Source organism: Kribbella sp., from assembly GCF_035687465.1.
Lineage (GTDB): Bacteria > Actinomycetota > Actinomycetes > Propionibacteriales > Kribbellaceae > Kribbella.
Genome location: NZ_DASRXP010000006.1, coordinates 1 through 2,118, shown reverse-complemented (window position 1 = coordinate 2,118; position 2,118 = coordinate 1). Strand labels below are relative to the sequence as shown.

Below are 2,118 nucleotides of genomic sequence, written 5' to 3'. Positions count from 1 at the left end.
CGCGTCGCCGGGCTGCGTGAGTTTGCTAGTCGTGGTGAGGTGAGTCAAGGGCGCTTCGCGGCCCTTCGGGCTCGAACGAGTTCGACCCTTGACACACCTCACCACGACCAGGGAAGGACGCAGCTACGCCCGGAGCCGCTGGGAAGTACGGCCACAATTCAGGGGATTCCGTGGGGGCCATCGCCCGGGTGGTTCGCGGGGAGGCCCGGGGCGGTCCGTTCGGGCAGGGAGTCGGGACCTTGAACAGGAAATGGGGGCCTCGGACAAGCAATACCTTGTCCGAAGTCCCCACTGCCTGTCCGAGCCGCCACCAACTCACCCGTCCAGACCCGGTCCGGGGCCTACTGAACCACCAGGCGGACCAGGCGCACCACCTAGCGGAACACCCGGCACAATGCGCCAGCCGATACCCGCCTTGTTCGCCCGATAGCGCCCACCAAGCCGCCATCGGTCCCCGGATCCCGCCAGCGGGCCACACCCGACGCCGGCTGGTAGCGGGTTGTTCGACCGGTAGCGCCGAACAAGCCGCCATCGGTCTTCGGATCCCGCCAGCCGATCGCCAGCACCACGACCCGGACCACGGCCACCACCCACGCAGACAGAACCCACCCAAACCGCCCGGGCAAGCGATTGCCGGGCCAGGTTCTGTATGCATGGACGGTGGGCAACCCGTCCGCCGCGCCGGACCACCAGGGCGAGTGGAATCACCGGATAGCAGCTCACGCCCCGCGCAGACCACCCGGGCGAACGGAATTCCCCTGAGGCAGCTCACACGTCAGCGCGGATCCGCGTAGCTGCGTCCTTCCCTGGCCGAGGTGGTGGGTGTCAAGGGTCGAACTTGTTCGATCGCCGAAGGCGACGCCAAAGGCGCCCTTGATACCCACCACCTCGGCTAGCACACTCACGCAGCGGAGACCGCGCAACCACAGTCCCTAATGCGGACAACCGCAAAGGCTTAGAACGTACAAGACTGCCGGGCCACGCGGGCGGGAGATTGGGGTGGTGAACAACGATGATGAGCCGATCCGGTTCGATACCAAGCTCGCGGTGCTGCTGCGGGATGATCTGGCGAGCTGGCAACGGTTGAACGTGACGGCGTTCCTGGTCAGCGGGATCGCGGCGACCACGCCGGAGTTGGTGGGGGAGGCGTACGAGGATGCGGACGGGACGCAGTACCTGCCGATGTTTCGTCAACCGGTGTTGGTGTTCGAGGGCTCTAAGGAGTTCATGAGCGTCGCGCATGGTCGGGCTCTCGGCCGGCAGATCCCGGTCTCCGTCTTCACCGCGGATTTATTTGCTACTGGCAATGATCGGGACAACCGGGCCGCGGTGAAGGCGGTCGCTCGCGATCAGCTGGATCTTGTCGGGCTGGCCTTGCATGGTCCGAAGAACGCCGTCGACAAGGTCCTCAAGGGCGCTCAGATGCATCCCTGACGTTTCACGCCGCCGCGGCGGTGGCGGGCGGTGGTGGCAGGTGGTGGATCGCCTGCAGGTCCGCTCGGGCCGCTTCCGCGGTGAGGCGTTCGTGGGGATCCTTGGCGAGTAGACCTTCGATGACCGGAGTCAGTGGGCCAGCAAGGACGAACGCGGCCGGCGGGTCGTGGAGGACGGCGTTGAGGGTGTCGAAGAGGGGGCCGTGGTCGAAGGCCAGCCGGCCCTCGACCGCCGCGAACAGCGTTGCCCCCAAGGAGAACAGGTCGGAGGCCGGCCCGACCTCCTCGCTGCGGACCCGCTCGGGTGAGACATACGCCGGGCTGCCGGCGAACTCCCCACTCGTCACGGTCACGTCATCGCCCGCGGTGGACGCGATGCCGAAGTCGGCCAGGACCACCCGGTCGTCGTCGCAGAGATACACGTTGCCCGGCTTGACGTCTCGATGGACGACGCCGGCCCGGTGCGCTGCCTGCAAGGTGTCGAGCAGGTGGACGCCGATCCGTGCCACCTCGCCGACCGACAGCGGACCCTCGGCTGCGATGACGTCCTTCAGCGTCCGGCCGGACAGTAGCTCCATCACGATCCAGGGCAGGCCGTCCTCCTCGAGAAGGTCGTAGACCCGTACCGCCCCGAAGTGGTCGACCCGCGCGGCCGCCCGGGCCTCGGTGAGCGCTCGGCCACGAC

2 protein-coding genes are annotated in these 2,118 nt (G+C 67.6%); one reads left to right on the top strand and one right to left on the bottom strand.

The genetic code is table 11. The annotated features are described in order from the left end of the window. The first annotated feature begins 1,002 nt into the window (after nucleotides 1–1,002). Nucleotides 1,003–1,434: a PTH2-like family protein gene (locus VFG33_RS00125; protein WP_325020990.1), complete on the top strand. Its 432-nt coding sequence runs from the start codon at nucleotides 1,003–1,005 to the stop codon at nucleotides 1,432–1,434. Between the two features lie 4 nt (nucleotides 1,435–1,438). Here VFG33_RS00125 and VFG33_RS00120 read toward each other — a convergent pair. Next, on the bottom strand, nucleotides 1,439–2,118 hold a 680-nt coding region (locus tag VFG33_RS00120), incomplete at its 5' end, for a serine/threonine-protein kinase (protein WP_325020988.1).